At 52.1% G+C, this 2,682-nt stretch carries 3 protein-coding genes; 2 read left to right on the forward strand and 1 reads right to left on the reverse strand.

Features of this window, described 5'->3' with window-relative positions; all coding sequences use genetic code 11:
• The coding region (locus F1542_RS16720; RefSeq protein WP_193733988.1) for a hypothetical protein at nt 1-333 on the forward strand (333 nt) is incomplete at its 5' end.
• Between the two features lie 426 nt (nt 334-759).
• Here F1542_RS16720 and F1542_RS16725 read toward each other — a convergent pair.
• On the reverse strand, nt 760-1,284 hold the full coding sequence (locus F1542_RS16725) for a helix-turn-helix domain-containing protein (protein ID WP_193733989.1): 525 nt from the start codon (nt 1,282-1,284) through the stop codon (nt 760-762).
• A 359-nt stretch (nt 1,285-1,643) separates the two neighbouring features.
• On the opposite strand from F1542_RS16725, the gene F1542_RS16730 reads away from it, so the two are divergent.
• Nucleotides 1,644-2,682, forward strand: a 1,039-nt coding sequence (locus tag F1542_RS16730; RefSeq protein ID WP_193733990.1) for a plasmid recombination protein, incomplete at its 3' end; no start/stop codon positions are given.

Genomic DNA, 2,682 nt, shown 5'->3' on the forward strand with positions numbered 1-2,682 from the left:
CTGAAAACAGATGTTTTGGAATTGGAAAAGAAAATAGAAATAAAAGACTCGGTTATTTCAAATATGAAAGAAGAGACTTCAAATATTAAACGGGAAAATAAGGACGAAATAGAGCAGAATGATGCCCTTTACAACCTTCTTGAAGAAGTAATAAAGGATGGATATTCGAACGGTTATAACGCTTCGTCTGTTCTAAATCGTTCGTTTACTGCAAGTAGTTCAAAAGTTCGCGATTTCATTAAAACTGTTGTTACTGAATTGAAGAAAATTACTATCAAAACCCCACGTCACACGCCTGGAACAGATCCGACAATCAAACTGGACGCTTCCTGAGCAATACCGCCAGTGAAGCCGGGAAAGCGGTGGTCGTATGAGCGAGTGCAGCGCAGGAGCCGCGTAGCGCGCCGAAGGCGTCATACGGGGGCCAATTCAGGCGAAAACGCGGGAACAAAACATGATTTTGTTTCCGTGGTTGATTTTTTGCATTTTGCAAAGACATAGATAAATACAGTGATGTCAAAATGGTGACAAACCTGCCTATAGGGAGCCCCATGCGGAATGTTTGTCACTTTTTCTGAAATACCCGCATTTCCATACATCAGAAATTGCATTTCGTGAGTCCACCGGACAGGCTGCGTGCGTGAGCTGTTCCACGTTGGAGACGTGTCCAGACATGCCCCTAGAACCGCTTCAAGAGCCTTCTGGTGCGTATCCATCCATTTATCGGGTTAGGTGTCCTGTCGGGGGTCTGAAACGCTCCTACGAGCCGTCTACAGGCCGCATCCCTGATCGCTCGAACACATCGAGCATCTGATTACGGGACAAAACCCGGTGTGGATAACTCGAAATCCCCTTAGAAAATATATTTGTACTGGCTTGATCGGCCACCCTGTCCTGTGGACTCACGGAATTACGAATTTGGCGGATTACCGACCTTGCTAGCCATAAACGACGCTCCTTGCCCTGCCGTTCTGGGTCAACGATCAGGGTGTAATAATGGACGCCACGGACGATCCTGTTTCCCATGCGCCGGGTGGTGGTCTTGATGGCAATAAGGCCCTGTTCAGCAGCCCACTGGACGGCTCTCTGCACAGATCGCACAGATGCCCGGCATTCGTCTGCCAGCGTCGCCATGCTGGGGTGGCAGCCAGTGCGGCCGAGATAGGCTCCCAGCTTCAACAGGACATCCCTTCGCAGGGCCGTTAACCCCCGATCTGTGTAATACCGGTTGCGGATCATGTGGTAGAAGGCGCGGGAAATACGGCTGGGGGAATACTGCTTCATCGTCTCTCACAGGCAGACTCTGGTTGCAGCCTGTGGTGCCTACCGGGTAGGGTAGGGACAGATGCAATCCAGTGCTTGGAACACTCGGATTTGCAGCGTGTTCGGTGTTGGTCGCACCAGCACGCCACGGGGGTCGGGAACACACTGTGTCCCGGCCCCTTTTCGTTGTCCATCCCTGACCAGCACAACAGGGTGCCAGGCACCCGGTTTGTGGTGCCAGCGATAGCCCCCGGATGTGATCGGGGGCGGCCATCGCAAGGGGGGAAGAAGCCCCGCAGGGCAGACGCTTGCTTGCAAGCTTTAGTCTGTCACTAATACTTACAATCTGGTGGTATCATGGTGTGTCAGGGGGAATACTCATGGCATATCAATTCGCACACATAGAAACATACTCACGGAAACCAAATAAACGTGGTGTGGGAACGCAATTTATATTCGATGAAGCAAGCCGCCGGACACCTGCCGCATGCAAGCATATCGAGCATCCTGCACCCCCTGTACTGGTCTTTGGGATGGGGCTGGATGATCTCGAACGGGAACACGATGCACGGGCTGCGGAAGCCACAATGACCAACCAGAAAGGTCAGGTGCGTTCGATCCGAAAAGACCAGAAAACACTTGCCTGCATCGTGCTCTCGCATCCGGGTGGCGGTGATGGGATTGCACCTGTCAGTGAATGGCAGCGCCGGTCTGTCAGGTGGCTTCAGAAACGGTATGGAGACCGCCTGAAAACAGTCGTGAGACACGACGACGAAAGCCACCCACATCTACACGCGTATTTGCTACCAGAAGGCTCGCAGATGCTTGCACGGACCCTTCATGCGGGGGAAGCCGCCAAGGCCGAATTCATGTCTGGGAAGCGCGGAACAGACGCCAACAGGGTAGGCGATCAGGCGTATCGAAAAGCTATGCGTGAATGGCAGGACGACTATTTCAGATCGGTAGGGGTTCCCTGCGGACTTGCCAGAATCGGACCCGGACAACGCCGCCTGTCACGATCCGCGTGGCAAGCCGAACAGCAGGCGGTCCAGCAGGTGCGACACGTCTCCACCCGTGCCAAATCGTTGCGAACTCGATACAAAGACGACGCCGCCCGCCAGTTCTCTGGGTCTGGGTGGTTCAACAAAATCGCCGTTGCCGCGAAAGTCCGTGAAAAGGATGCCGAAAAGGCCGGTTTTGTGCGTGGTGCAGCGAAAACAAAAGCCGTCGCTATGACGAAGATTGCTGACAAAAATCAGGAAATTGACGCCCTGAAATCCCGTGTGGATTCCCTGAAAACAGATGTTTTGGAATTGGAAAAGAAAATAGAAATAAAAGACTCGGTTATTTCAAATATGAAAGAAGAGACTTCAAATATTAAACGGGAAAATAAGGACGAAATAGAGCAGAATGATGCCC

Origin of the sequence: Komagataeibacter sp. FXV3 (assembly GCF_015155755.1) — a bacterium.
Lineage (GTDB): Bacteria > Pseudomonadota > Alphaproteobacteria > Acetobacterales > Acetobacteraceae > Komagataeibacter.